Genomic DNA, 12,004 nt, shown 5'->3' on the forward strand with positions numbered 1-12,004 from the left:
GCTCCCGCAACCCCGAAAGATCATCACGCTCAACGCCCACGGTCCTCGCAACTCCCACAGATCGCGGGTGTTGCGAGGACCGTTAGAACCCAAGCAGGACCGGGGGCCTTCGCCGTTCCCGCGCGACTCGCCCGCGGTGCGTCAGCCGCGGCCCGAGACGCGGTCGGCGAGGGTGGCGAGCCGGGGGGTGGACTGTGTGTGGGAGGCGGCCTCCAGGCGGTCGGCCCGGCGGTAGGCGGCGTAGAGCGCCCGGACACCCAGCCAGCGCAGCGGCTCCGGCTCCCAGGTGCGGACCCGGTGGTTCACCCACGGCAGGGCGGTCAGCTCGGTGGGGCCCGCCTGGCCGGAGTCCTGCCGGATCAGGTCGCGCAGCGTCCGCGCCGCGAGATTGGCGGTGGCCACGCCGGACCCGACGTACCCGCCCGCCCAGCCCAGCCCCGTGGAGCGGTCCAGGGCGACGGTGGCGCACCAGTCGCGGGGCACGCCGAGGACGCCGGACCAGGCGTGGTCGACGCGGGCGCCCGCCAGGCGGGGGAAGAAGCGCACCAGGACCTCGCGCAGCTCCTCGACGGTGGCGGGGGCCGTCCTGCCGTCGGCGTCGACGCGCGAGCCGTAGCGGTAGGGCACACCGCGGCCGCCGAGTGCGATGCGGTCGTCCGCGGTGCGCTGGGCGTACATGTAGGCGTGCGCCATGTCGCCGAGCGTCTCCCGGCCCGTCCAGCCGATCTCCTCCCAGACCTCCGCGGGCAGCGGCTCGGTGGCGATCATCGAGGAGTTCATCGGCAGCCAGCTGCGGCGGTGCCCCCTGAGGGAGGCGGTGAACCCCTCGGTGCAGCGCAGCACATAGGGCGCGCGGACGGTGCCGTAGGGGGTGACGGCGTGCCGGGGGCGGATCTCCGTGACCGGTGTGGACTCGTGGACGGTGACGCCGAGCGCCTCGACGGCCGCGGCGAGCCCCTTGAGCAGCTTCACGGGGTGCACGCGGGCGCCGTGCGGGGTCCAGCTGGAGGCGACGGCCCCGTGGACGCGGACGCGCTCGGCCGTCTCGCGGGCGCCGAGCAGTACGCGGTCCGTCTCCCCGAAGGCGATCTCGACGCTGTGGAAGTCCTTGAGCCGGGCGAGCTGGGCGGGGGTGCGGGCGACCTCCAGGACGCCGCCGCGGTGGATGTCGGCGTCGATGCCCTCGGCGGCCGCGGTGCGGATCACCTCGTCGACGGTGCCGTTCATGGCCCGCTGGAGGCGCACGGCGGCCTCGTGGCCGTGGCGGCGGGCGTGGTGGCCGCGTCCGGCGACGCCGTTGTAGAGCCAGCCGCCGTTGCGGCCCGAGGCCCCGTAGCCGCAGAACCTGGCCTCCAGGACGGTGATGTCGAGGAAGGGGGCGGCCTTCTTCAGGTAGTAGGCCGTCCACAGGCCGGTGTATCCGCCGCCCACGATGCAGACGTCGGCGGAGGTGTCGCCGGGGAGGGGCTCGCGGGGCGCGGGGGTGCCGTCCTGTGCGTACCAGAACGATATGCCGCCGTTGACGGTGTCCATGTGTGTGCTTCCCCTGCCGGTGGTGCGCCTGCGTGTGGCGGGAATCTACTGCCGGGGGCGGCCTTTGGCGACCCGGGCGGTGCGCCCTCCGGGCGGCGGCTCCCGGGGCGTCCGGGGCCCCGCACGCCGTCGGCGGCTCCCGTCGGGCGCGCCGGTGGACGCGTCGGGCGCTTCGGGCGTTCCAGGGCCCCGGATCGCGCCGCGCGGCCCGGGCAGGGCAGGCTGTGGGCATGATTCGCCATGCTGTGCCTGCCGATGTGCCCGTGATCCACGAGATGGTGCGGGAGCTCGCCGACTACGAGAAGGCCCTCCACGAGGTCAGGGCGACCGAGGAGCAGCTGCGCGAGGCGCTGTTCGGCGAGCGTCCGGCGGCGTTCGCGCACATCGCGGAGACGGACGACGGCCGGGTGGCCGGTTTCGCCCTGTGGTTCCTGAACTTCTCGACGTGGCGCGGGGTCCACGGGATCTACCTGGAGGACCTGTACGTACGGCCGGGGCTGCGCGGCGGGGGGCACGGGAAGGCGCTGCTCACGGAGCTGGCGCGGCTGTGCGTCGAGCGCGGCTACGAGCGCCTGGAGTGGTCGGTGCTCGACTGGAACACCCCGTCGATCGCCTTCTACGAGGCGCTGGGGGCCAGGCCCCAGGACGAGTGGTCGGTCTACCGGCTGACGGACGCGGCCCTGGCCTCGCTCGGGGCGCAGGGGCGCGGGGACGGATGACCGTACGGGGCCGGGGGCCCGGCGGGCCCGCCGCGTGCCGGGCCTGGCCCGGCGGGCCTGCCGCGCGCCGCCCGGGAGGGCTCTGCTCCGGGGCGGCCGGCGGCGGGGCGGCGGGGCTGTGAGCCGGATGCTGTTCGTGCTCCGCTTCCGGTGCGGGGAGCCGGAGCCCCTGGACCTGGACGCGGTGCGGGAGGTGCTGGGCCCGTACGCCGTCGGCGGGGCCGCGGACCCACTGGAGGGCCTGCTGATCCGCACGGCCGACGGGCGCGAGGTCGAGGTGGACGTCAACGAACTCTGCATCGGCGTCGCCCGCTTCCCGCCCGGCCACTTCTTCGACCTCCTCGCCGCCCTGGTGGACCGCCTCGGGGCGAGCGTGCTCCCGTGCGACCGTCCGGCGCTGCTGAGGGCGGAGGCGGACCGCTCCCACCTTCCCGGCCCCGCGCGGGAGGAGGCCGTCGTCGTGCCCATGACGGGCAGGGCCGTGGAGTCCTTCCTGAGCGGCGGCCCCTGACGGCCTGCGCGCTGACAGCCGGGTTCGGGGGCGTTGTCGGTGGTCGGGTCCACCATGGGGGCATGGCGAACGGACGTGGCAGGAAGGTGGCGCGGGTCGTGGCGGAGCCCAGCGTGACGGAGGTGCGGCTGCCGCCGCTGGAGCCCTTCGGGGGAGGGGAGCTGGAGGCGGACGGGGACTACGACGGTGTGGAGTTCGGGGGCCTCGACCTCGGCGGCCAGCGCGGCGCCGGCGCCCGGTTCATCGACTGCGCGCTGCGCGAGTGCGCACTGGGCGGGACGGCGCTGACGGGGGCGCGGTTCGTGGACAGCGTGCTGCAGGGGGTGCGCGGTGTCGGGACGGACCTGGCGGGCGCCTCGCTGCGCGACGTCGAGGTGCGCGAGGCGCGCCTGGGCGGGCTGCAGCTGCACAGCGGGGTGCTCACCGGCGTGCTGGTGAAGGGCGGCAAGCTCGACTACGCCAACCTCCGGGAGGCGCGGCTGACGGACGTCGTCTTCGAGGGGTGCGTCCTCACGGAGGCGGACTTCGGCGGGGCGCGGCTGGAGCGGGTGGCCTTCCGCGACTGCGTGCTGCGCGCGGTGGACTTCTCGGGTGTGCGGATGGCCGACGTGGACCTGCGCGATGCGGCGGAGCTGGACATCGCCCGCGGGGTGGAGCGGCTGGCCGGGGCCGTGGTGCGCCCCTCCCAGCTGATGGAGCTGGCCCCCGCGTTCGCGGCGCAGTCGGGCCTGCGGGTGGCGGACGGGCCCTGAGGACGGGTTCGGGCCCCGGAGGGCGGGTCCGGGGCCCCGGGGCGTCAGCGCAGGCGCGGGAAGCGGGCCTGGAGGTCCCAGACGGCGGGGTTGCCGCCGAGGTCCTCGTGCATGTCGGTGAGGTCGGCAATCAGGTCGTGGAGGAAGTCCCGTGCCTCGCGGCGCAGTTCCGTGTGGGAGAAGGTGAGCGGGGGCTCGTCGCCGGGCATCCAGTCGGCCTCCACGTCGACCCAGCCGAAGCGCCGCTCGAAGAGCATCAGGTCGGTGGACTCGGTGAAGTCGATCTCGGCGTGGTGCCGGGTGGCCGAGCGGCTGCCGAGCGGGTCGCGGTCCAGCCGCTCCACCACGTCGCACAGGGCCCAGGCGAAGTCGAGCACCGGCACCCACCCCCAGGCTGTGGACACCTCCCGGTCCGCCTCGGTGTCCGCGAGGTAGACGTCGCCGCAGAAGAGGTCGTGGCGCAGCGCGTGGACGTCCGCGTGGCGGTAGTCGGTCTGCGGGGGGTCCGGGAAGCGCCGGGAGAGCGAGTAGCCGATGTCGAGCACCCTCGGATGGTGTCATGCGCCGCCCCGTGCCGTGCCGCTCGGGCCGCGCGGGGTCCGGGGGAGCGGCGGCCCCGGCCCGGGGAGAAGCCGCCTCGCTGATGAAAGAGGCCGGGCGGCCGGGGCGCCGGGGCGAGCTGCCGGAGGACGTCCCGCTCCGGCTCCGGCTCCCGCTCCGGGTCGGTGCTCGGGCTCCGGCTCCCGCTGCGGTTCGGTGCTCGGGTCCTCGGCTGCCTAGGATCCGGGTGTGAATCTGTCCGCCCGCTGCCGGGCCGCCGTCGCCGTGGTCTCCGCGCTGTCCGCCGTGGCCCTGGCGGCGTGCGTCCCCGGTCCGGGCGCCGTGCGCGGGGGCCAGGGGGCGGCCGGTCTGCGGGACCCCCTGTTCCCGAAGCTCGGCAACGGCGGGTACGACGTGCAGCACTACGGCCTCGACCTCGATTACGACCCCGCATCCGGCCACCTGGCGGGCACGGCGGAGATCACCGCCCGGGCCACCCAGGACCTCAGCGCCTTCCACCTGGACTTCCGCGGGCTCACCGTGGCGGACGTCGCCGTCGACGGGCGGCCGGCGTCCGCCAACCGGGCGGGCGGCGAACTGACGGTCCGCCCGCGGCGCGACATCCGCGAGGGGGACCGCTTCCGCACCGTGGTCCGCTACTCGGGGGTCCCCGAGACGGTGACGGACGCCGACGGCTCCCGCGAGGGCTGGCTGCGGTCGGACGGCGCGGCGCTGGCCGTGGGCGAGCCCGCCGGCTCGGCGAGTTGGTTCCCGGGCAACCACCATCCCTCGGACAAGGCGACCTACGCCGTCACCGTCAGCGTCCCGCGGGGCCTGCGGGCGGTCGCGGGCGGGGAGCCGCGCGCCCCGCGCACGGAGGGCAGGCGCACGGTCCAGTCATGGCGTTCGACCGAGCCGATGGCGGGGCATCTGGCGGTGCTGGCCATCGGGGAGCTGCGGGTCGAGACCGTGCACACGCCCTCCGGGCTGCCGGTCGTGACGGCGGTGTCCCCGGAAGCGGAGGAGCGGGCGGAGCCGCTGCTGCGCCGCATCCCCGAGCTTCTGGCGTGGTGCGAGGAGCGCTTCGGCCCCTACCCGTTCTCCTCGGCAGGCGCGATCGTCGTGCCGTCGGGGGACCTGGAGTACGCGCTGGAGACGCAGTCGCGGCCGGTGTTCCCGCTGGACCGGTTCGACGAGCCGACGCTCCTCCACGAGTTGGCGCACCAGTGGTTCGGCAACTCGGTCTCCCCCGCCCGGTGGTCCGACATCTGGCTGAACGAGGGCTTCGCCACCTACGCGGAGTGGCTGTGGCAGGCGGAAGCGGGGGGTCCGTCCGTGGCGGACCGCTTTGCCGAGGCGTACGGCGACGACGGCAACTGGGCCTTCCCGCCGGCCGAACCGCCCGGCCCCGCGGAGCTGTTCGCACCCCCGGTGTACGGGCGTGGTGCGATGGTCCTGCACCGACTGCGCGCCGTGCTGGGCGACGAGGAGTTCTTCGCCCTGCTCCGGGGCTGGGCCGCCGAGCACCGCCACGGCACCGCGTCCACCGCGGACTTCACCGCGTACGCGGAACGGCGGTCCGGGCGCGAGCTGTCGCAGGTGTGGGACGCCTGGCTGTTCGGCCGGGGGCGTCCCCCGCTGACGGACTGACGCGGCGGGGGCTCCGGGGCAGGAGCTGCGGGGCGGGGCCGCGCGCCTGCGTGGCAGGGCGGGCCGAGGGGCCGGGCGCGTGCGCCCGGCCCCTCGGGGACGTCAGATGTTGACGCCGAAGTCGCGGGCGATGCCCTCCAGGCCGGAGGCGTAGCCCTGGCCGACAGCGCGGAACTTCCACTCGGCGCCGTGCCGGTAGAGCTCGCCGAAGACCATGGCGGTCTCGACGGCGGCGTCCTCGCTCAGGTCGTAGCGGGCGATCTCGGCGCCGCCGGCCTGGTTGACGATCCGGATGTAGGCGTTGCGCACCTGGCCGAAGTTCTGCGAGCGGGTGACCGCGTCGTAGATGGAGACCGGGAAGACGATCTTGTCGATGTCCGCCGGGAGCGCGGCGAGGTTGACGTTGATCTGCTCGTCGTCGCCGCCGCCCTCGCCGGTGCGGTTGTCGCCGGTGTGGACGATGCTCTGGTCCGGCGTCGACTTGTTGTTGAAGAAGACGAAGTGGCCGTCGGAGGCGACCGTGCCGGCGCCGTTCACGGCGATGGCCGAGGCGTCGAGGTCGAAGTCCGTGCCGGTGGTGGTGCGGACGTCCCAGCCGAGGCCGACCGTGACGGCGGTCAGGCCCGGCGCCTCCTTGGTGAGCGAGACGTTTCCGCCCTTGGACAGGCTTACTGCCATCGGGAAGTCCCCTTCGGTTCGTGTGCGGGCGACGGTGATGGCCGTCGAGTCCTTGCGACGTTACCGTCACCGGTCATAACGCCGGCAGGGGATCCGTGGGTTCCCTCGGCGGCGGGGTGGTTCCCGTCCGGGGGTGGGCGGCGGACACGGGATCGGGCGTGGAGCCGGGCGGTCCGCCGGGCGCCCGCACGGGCGGCCGCGGCGTGCACGAGCGGGACAGAGGGGCCGCGCACGCGGGAAGGAGGGCGACGCGCACGAGCGGGAAAATGAGGGTGACGCGCAGGCCGCGGGCGCGGGACCATGGAGGGCATGTCCGGTCCCTATGTCATCCGCGGTTCGGTCTCCCTGCCGGAGGCCGAGCTGATGTGGCGTTTCTCGCGTTCCTCCGGGCCGGGCGGCCAGCACGTCAACACCAGCGACTCGCAGGTCGAGTTGCGCTTCGATCTCGCGTCCACGGCGGCACTGCCCCCGGTGTGGAAGGAGCGCGCGCTGGAGCGGCTTTCGGGTCGGCTCGTCGGTGGTGTGATCGCCGTTCGCGCTTCGGAGCACCGCTCCCAGTGGCGCAACAGGGAGGCCGCCGCGGTGCGGCTCGCCTCACTGCTGGCGGAGGCCACGGCGCCGCCGCCCCGGGCGCGCAGGCCGACGAAGATCCCTCGGGGCATCAACGAGCGGCGCCTGCGGGAGAAGAAGCAGCGTGCGGAGACCAAGCGGGGCCGTTCGGGCCGCGACTGGTAGTCGCCGCGGTGGCCCGGAGCCCTGCCGCGCGCCGGGCGCGCTCAGGGCGGGGCTGCTCCTCACGAGGCCGCTCACCGGCGGGGCCCGGGCCCGGGTCGCGCCCCTGGCCGGGTGCCACTTCCCGGGCCGTGCGGATGCGGTGAAGCAGCGCTCCGATGTGCGCTCACCGCCCCGTGGCGCGGGCGTTGCCCCGTGGTGTGAGCACCGCTCCATGGTGTGAGCATCGCTCTGGACCGTGTGCGCTGTTCTGGGGTGCGAGTTGTGGTTCGCGGGGTGAGCCCTGCCCCGCCGTGTGGGCACCGCTCCGATGCGCGCTCACTGGCCTGCGGCGTGAGCGCTGCTCCGTAGGGTGAGCGGTGCTCCGAGCCGTGTGCGCTGCTCCGTGCGGTGATCAGCGCTCCGCAGTGCGAGCACTTACCCAGGGGTGCGGACTCCGCCCTGCGGCGTGAGCGCCGCTCCGTAGGGCGAGTGCCGCTCCGAGCCGTGAGCGCTGCTCCGTGGTGCGAGTACCTGCCCGGGGTGCGGACTCCGCCCTGCGGCGTGAGCGCTGCTCCGTAGGGCGAGTGCCGCTCCGAGCCGTGTGCGCTGCTCCGTGACGTGATCAGCGCTCCGTGGTGCGAGCGCTTGTCCGGGGTGCGGACTCCGCCCTGCGGCGTGAGCGCCGCTCCGTAGGGTGAGCGCTGTTCCGAGCCGTGTGTGCTGCTCCGTGACGTGATCAGCGCTCCGTGGTGCGAGCGCTTGCCCGGGGTGCGGACTCCGCCCTGCGGCGTGAGCGCTGCTCCGAGCCGTGAGCGCCGCTCCGAGCCGTGGGCGCCGCTCCGTGACGTGATCAGCGCTCCGTGGTGCGAGCACCTGCCCGGGGTGCGGACTCCGCCCTGCGGCGTGAGCGCCGCTCCGTAGGGCGAGCGCTGATCCGAGCTGTGAGCGCTGCTCGGAGCCGAGTGCGCCGCTCCGCGGCGCGAACTCCGTTCCGTGACGCGAGCGTCGCTCCCCCGCGCGGACGAGGGCCGCACAACGGTTCCGCCCGCCCCGCCCCCTCGCCGGCACCCTCGCCGGCCCCGCCACCTCGCGGCCCGTCGGCCTCAGCCCAGCCTGCGGTAGCGCCCCCGGAAGTACGCCAGCGGCCCGCCGCCCTCCGCCCCGTCCGTGGAGACCGCCAGGACACGCCCGACGACCAGTGTGTGGTCGCCCGCCTCGATCCGCTGCTCGGTGCGGCACTCCAGCGTCGCCAGCGCCCCTCCGATCAGCGGTGCCCCGCACACCCCGCCTCGCTCCCAGGCGAGGTCCGCGAACAGGAGCCGGTCGCTGACGCGGCCCTTCATGGCGAAGCGCCCCGCGATCTGCCGCTGGTCCTCGGAGAGGACGGACACCCCCCACAGGGGCTGCTCGGACAGCAGGTCGTCCATCCGCGATCCGCCGCGCAGGCTCACCAGGACCAGCGGCGGGTCCAGCGAGACCGACAGGAAGGAGGTGGCCGTCATGCCCACGTCCTCGCCGCGCGGCCCGTGGTCCTCGTCGCGTGCGGTGACCAGGACCACCCCCGCCGCCAGTCGGGACATGGCGGCGCGGAACTCGTCGTTGCTCACCCCCTCAGCATGGGGGACGGCGGACTGGGTGGGAGTGATGGTCGTCGGCAGCACACCGGGAACGGTAGCCCCGGCGATCACCGGGGCGCATCGGCCCGGCGAACCAGCCGGGACCTAGGACTTCTGGCCCGGTGGAGGTACATTTCCCGGACGTTGCCCGGAACGTCCCCCACCGTTTCCCGTGGAACTCCCGCCTGCCCGGCAGCTGTCCGGGAAGCGGCACAATGGTTGTGCGTTCAAGAGAGTGAGGAGCGCGGCGAGCGGGGGTCCGGCCAACGATCCGTCAGGTGCTGTGACTTGACTCACACAGGCCGGTATTTGTTGACCCTGTGTACCGACAGGGCAGCTCGCTGTGATTCAGTGGCCGGGATACCACGCGAGATAGGCCGAACGAGGACGCTGATCACCACCCTGGAGTTTGCTGTCGAAGTCTCGGGGAGAGCGAGCGAGCAATGGAGACCGAGTCGGAGCCCTATGTCCGTCTTGCGACCCTGCGGCAGCTGCACCGGGTGGTCACGGACCTGAACACGGCCCGCAGCCTGGCCGACACCCTCCAGACCGTCGTCGAAGGCGTCGTGACCGGGCTCGGCTACGAGCTGGCCTGCGTCAACCTCGTCCGTCCCGACGGCGACCTGGTGGTCGCCGCCCTCGCCGGGAGCGCCGCCGCCGAGGCCCTGATCACCGGCCGGGTCGGCTCCCGGACCTCCTGGGAGCGCCGTCTGTCCATGGGAGAGGCGTGGGGCGACCTGCGCTTCATACCGCACACCGAGGGCTGGGTCCTCATAGAGGACGACGTCCCCCAGTGGCACACCGACGGCCCCGAGCCGCGCTTCGAGGACGAGTGGCACCCCCGCGACCGCCTCTATGCGCCGATGTACGCCTCCGGCAGCGGGCGGGAGCTGCTGGGCGTGATATCCGTCGACCGGCCGCGCAACGGGCGCCGCCCCGCCGCCTGGGGCCGGGAGGCGCTCCAGATGTACGCCTCGCAGGCCGGCATCGCGATCAGCAACGCCCGGCTGCGCGCCAACATGCAGCGCGCCCTGGTGCGGCTGGAGCGCGAGCAGCAGGCCCTGCGCGCCAGCGAGGAATCCTTCCGCCAGGCCTTCGAGTACGCGCCCAGCGGCATGGCCATCGCCGAGATGGGCGGCGACCAGCACGGCAGGCTGCTGCGGACGAACGACGCGCTGTGCCGCCTGCTCGGCCGCCCGGCCTCGGCGATGCGGCGCTACTCCTTCGCCGACCTGGTGCACCCCGAGGACGTGGGCACCCTGCTGAGGACCTCGGCGGAGGGCGGCAGGGCGGAGATCAGGCTGAGCCGCCGGGACGGCAGCTACGTGTGGGTCTCGCTGCGGAACTCCGTGGTCGCCGACACCGCCGACGGGCCCCGCTTCCTGCTCACCCACGTCGAGGACATCGAGGAACGCAAGCGCCACGAGCTGCACCTCGCCCACCGGGCCTCGCACGACGCCCTCACGGGGCTCCCCAACAGCGCCGAGCTGCGCGCCCGCCTCAGCGCACGGCTGTGCGAGCGCCCGAACCCGGGCATCCCGGGCGGCTACGGCGGGCTGGACGCGGGCTACGACGAGGCCTACGAGGACGGCGCCTACCACGCGGACGCCTTCGGCTTCGACGCGCTGGGCGGGGGTCGCCCCTACGACCACCATGTGCACATGGTGGCGCCGGAGGGCGAGGACGACGGGACCAAGGGGCTGGCGGTCCTCTTCTGCGACCTGGACGGCTTCAAGTCGATCAACGACCGCTTCGGCCACCACACCGGCGACGCGGTGCTGGTCGAGGTCGCCCGTCGGTTGACCACCCTGGTGCGCGACGGCGACACGGTGGCCCGTCTCGGCGGGGACGAGTTCGTCGTCCTCGCCGACGGCCTCGGGGCGGCGGACGCCGCCGACCTCGCGGTCCGCCTGCGCAACGCGATCATCCAGCCGATCCGGGTGGACGGCAGGGGTGTACGGGTGGGGGCGAGCTTCGGAATCGGCTGGGCCAGTTGCGGGATGTCGGTGGAGGACGTGCTCCAGTCGGCCGACCAGCGCATGTACGTGGAGAAGCGCTCGCGTGCCAAGGTTCACCGCCGGGCGGGATGAGGTCCAGGACACCCGATCGGGTGAGTGGAACCGGGTAGGCTCGCCTGGCGTCGACATTCTGTCGACGAGAGGTGAGGAGTGACTGGATGACGGCCGCGAACAACGCCGCAGGCACGCCCGAGGACGACGACCCGTTCGGCTACCTGTACGAGGACGGGCAGGCCGCCGGGGCGACCCCGCCGGGACAGGGCCGCGGCTACGGCTACCCGGGCCCGGCCGCGGCGCCGGGCGTCCCGCGGACCTCGTACAACCAGGTCCGCACGGTCGGCGAGCGCCGTCAGTACGCCCAGCAGGTCCCCCCGCAGCAGCAGGGCTACGGCCCGCCGCCCGGCTACGCGCAGCAGCCCACCGCCGCCTACGCGGCCCCCGAGACCTACCCGGGCGGTCCCGCTGCGGGTGGGCCCGGGCAGCCCGGGGCGCCGGTACAGCCCGGACGGGGCCGGGGCGGCCCCAACACCAGGGGCCTGCTCATCGGCGCGATCGCCGTGGTGGCCGTCGTGGTCGTGGGGATCGGCGTCGCGGTGATGTCGAAGGGTGACGAGAAGGACACGGCGGGCGCCGAGCCCGGCGCCGCCACCAGCCCCACCGCCGCCCCCTCGACGGAGCCGAGCGGAGAGTCCTCCCAGGAGCCCGAGGGGCCGGTGGAGCTGCCCAAGCAGGACGCGGCGACCCTCACGCTCGGCGGTCCGGCGAGCGCGGCCAACACGGTGCAGGGCGCCAAGGGCACCGGCGGTGCCTATGTGATGTTCAACGGGGAGGGCGGCTCGGCGAGCTGGTCCGTCGACGTGCCCCAGGCCGGTGCGTACACGATGTACATCACGTACAGCGTGCCGGGCAAGGACGCCAAGACCTCGCTGACGCTCAACGGCCAGGAGCCGCGCGAGATCAACATGGCGAACTTCGCCAAGGCCAAGAAGGGCGACTGGGAGAAGGGCTGGACCAACACCTACGTGTTCGTCAACCTCGACAAGGGCAGGAACGACCTGCGGATCTCCTGCGAGCCGGGCAACGCGTGCGAGGCGTACCTGGACCAGGTGTGGCTGGAGGCCGGCCAGAAGGGCTGAGCCCTCCCCGCGCCGCGGACGCGACCTGCCGGCCCCCGCGCCCTTGGGTTCAAGGGGTCGTCGCAACACCACTTGGTTTCAGGTGGTGAGTAGATCACGTAGACGCTCGGCTGGGGTATCCCAGTCGAGCGTCTTGC

Annotated in this window: 11 protein-coding genes; 7 read left to right on the forward strand and 4 right to left on the reverse strand. The window is 74.1% G+C overall.

The features are described from left to right. Positions 1-141: 141 nt before the first annotated feature. The gene (locus ACGF15_RS28975; protein ID WP_345613700.1) at positions 142-1,533 is read right to left on the reverse strand and encodes an FAD-dependent oxidoreductase; all 1,392 of its coding nucleotides are present in this window, start codon (positions 1,531-1,533) and stop codon (positions 142-144) included. Positions 1,534-1,763: 230 nt separating this feature from the next. Between ACGF15_RS28975 and ACGF15_RS28980 the strand changes: the two genes are divergently transcribed. The 3 genes from ACGF15_RS28980 to ACGF15_RS28990 all read left to right on the forward strand — a co-directional run bounded on the left by ACGF15_RS28980 (position 1,764) and on the right by ACGF15_RS28990 (position 3,515). Then, on the forward strand, positions 1,764-2,252 hold the full coding sequence (locus ACGF15_RS28980; RefSeq protein WP_345613698.1) for a GNAT family N-acetyltransferase: 489 nt from the start codon (positions 1,764-1,766) through the stop codon (positions 2,250-2,252). A 118-nt stretch (positions 2,253-2,370) separates the two neighbouring features. Next, positions 2,371-2,763, forward strand: a complete 393-nt coding sequence (locus tag ACGF15_RS28985; RefSeq protein ID WP_392803257.1) for a hypothetical protein — start codon at positions 2,371-2,373, stop codon at positions 2,761-2,763. A 62-nt stretch (positions 2,764-2,825) separates the two neighbouring features. Next, a complete protein-coding gene (locus ACGF15_RS28990; RefSeq protein ID WP_392803260.1) occupies positions 2,826-3,515 on the forward strand; it encodes a pentapeptide repeat-containing protein in 690 nt (229 codons plus the stop codon). A gap of 44 nt (positions 3,516-3,559) precedes the next feature. On the opposite strand, the gene ACGF15_RS28995 is transcribed toward ACGF15_RS28990, so the two are convergent. After that, a complete protein-coding gene (locus ACGF15_RS28995) occupies positions 3,560-4,060 on the reverse strand; it encodes a hypothetical protein (RefSeq protein WP_345613692.1) in 501 nt (166 codons plus the stop codon). A 244-nt stretch (positions 4,061-4,304) separates the two neighbouring features. On the opposite strand from ACGF15_RS28995, the gene ACGF15_RS29000 reads away from it, so the two are divergent. Continuing rightward, positions 4,305-5,705 (forward strand): M1 family metallopeptidase, encoded by a 1,401-nt coding sequence (locus ACGF15_RS29000; RefSeq protein WP_392803263.1) that lies wholly within the window; start codon positions 4,305-4,307, stop codon positions 5,703-5,705. Between the two features lie 102 nt (positions 5,706-5,807). Here the strand turns inward: ACGF15_RS29000 and ACGF15_RS29005 are convergent, their stop codons facing one another. Next, on the reverse strand, positions 5,808-6,383 hold the full coding sequence (locus ACGF15_RS29005; protein ID WP_256524199.1) for a TerD family protein: 576 nt from the start codon (positions 6,381-6,383) through the stop codon (positions 5,808-5,810). 300 nt (positions 6,384-6,683) lie between these two features. Between ACGF15_RS29005 and arfB the strand changes: the two genes are divergently transcribed. Beyond that, the gene (arfB, locus tag ACGF15_RS29010) at positions 6,684-7,118 is read left to right on the forward strand and encodes an alternative ribosome rescue aminoacyl-tRNA hydrolase ArfB (RefSeq protein WP_345613689.1); all 435 of its coding nucleotides are present in this window, start codon (positions 6,684-6,686) and stop codon (positions 7,116-7,118) included. Between the two features lie 1,082 nt (positions 7,119-8,200). Here the strand turns inward: arfB and ACGF15_RS29015 are convergent. Further along, positions 8,201-8,758, reverse strand: a complete 558-nt coding sequence (locus ACGF15_RS29015; protein ID WP_345613687.1) for a flavin reductase family protein — start codon at positions 8,756-8,758, stop codon at positions 8,201-8,203. A 398-nt stretch (positions 8,759-9,156) separates the two neighbouring features. Between ACGF15_RS29015 and cdgB the strand changes: the two genes are divergently transcribed. Continuing rightward, positions 9,157-10,803 (forward strand): diguanylate cyclase CdgB, encoded by a 1,647-nt coding sequence (cdgB, locus tag ACGF15_RS29020; protein ID WP_345613685.1) that lies wholly within the window; start codon positions 9,157-9,159, stop codon positions 10,801-10,803. 86 nt (positions 10,804-10,889) lie between these two features. Next, the gene (locus ACGF15_RS29025; RefSeq protein ID WP_345613683.1) at positions 10,890-11,867 is read left to right on the forward strand and encodes a CBM35 domain-containing protein; all 978 of its coding nucleotides are present in this window, start codon (positions 10,890-10,892) and stop codon (positions 11,865-11,867) included. The last annotated feature ends 137 nt before the right edge of the window (positions 11,868-12,004 follow it).

This window comes from Streptomyces sp. NPDC048001, from assembly GCF_043203115.1.
Taxonomy (GTDB): domain Bacteria; phylum Actinomycetota; class Actinomycetes; order Streptomycetales; family Streptomycetaceae; genus Streptomyces; species Streptomyces sanyensis.

Coding starts and splice junctions, on each gene's coding strand:
- ACGF15_RS28975 (WP_345613700.1), bottom strand. CDS start 1,533: ATGGACACCGTCAACGGCGGCATATCGTTCTGGTACGCACAGGACGGC.
- ACGF15_RS29005 (WP_256524199.1), bottom strand. CDS start 6,383: ATGGCAGTAAGCCTGTCCAAGGGCGGAAACGTCTCGCTCACCAAGGAG.
- ACGF15_RS28990 (WP_392803260.1), top strand. CDS start 2,826: ATGGCGAACGGACGTGGCAGGAAGGTGGCGCGGGTCGTGGCGGAGCCC.
- arfB (WP_345613689.1), top strand. CDS start 6,684: ATGGAGGGCATGTCCGGTCCCTATGTCATCCGCGGTTCGGTCTCCCTG.
- cdgB (WP_345613685.1), top strand. CDS start 9,157: ATGGAGACCGAGTCGGAGCCCTATGTCCGTCTTGCGACCCTGCGGCAG.
- ACGF15_RS29025 (WP_345613683.1), top strand. CDS start 10,890: ATGACGGCCGCGAACAACGCCGCAGGCACGCCCGAGGACGACGACCCG.
- ACGF15_RS28980 (WP_345613698.1), top strand. CDS start 1,764: ATGATTCGCCATGCTGTGCCTGCCGATGTGCCCGTGATCCACGAGATG.